This is a genomic window from Staphylococcus sp. HMSC055A09 (assembly GCF_001809655.1).
In the GTDB taxonomy this organism is placed as follows: Bacteria; Bacillota; Bacilli; order Staphylococcales; family Staphylococcaceae; genus Staphylococcus; species Staphylococcus capitis.
The window spans coordinates 8,764-9,090 of the sequence record NZ_KV798363.1; the positions used below are offsets into that span (position 1 = coordinate 8,764).

The 327-nt window shown below is 37.6% G+C and carries 1 pseudogene; it reads left to right on the plus strand.

Annotation, left to right across the window (positions count from 1 at the left end):
- Window positions 1-327: pseudogene (locus HMPREF2642_RS11690) on the plus strand (cell wall anchor protein); the annotation flags it as partial.

Consider the following 327-nt stretch of genomic DNA (forward strand, 5'->3'; position numbering starts at 1 on the left):
AGAAGTAAAATATACAGATACAAATGGCCAACCAAGTTCGATTATCGCAAATAAAAATGGGGGAGTTTGGGCACTTAACAAAGAGGTTCCACATATTGAATTAGACGAAACTACCGGAAAAGTAACGGTTGGTTATCAAGCGGTGTTAGCAGAAAGTGAAATAGTAGCAACCGAAACAAAAGGAAACAGTGACTCAAGTTCAGAAAGCAATCTAAAAATGCCACGTAAAGAGACAACGCCAGAAGCACCAGATATTCAATCTAACGCAGAGCATGTCAACGTAGAAGTAACACCTAAAGGTGAATCAACAAAATTAGAAGTAAAATA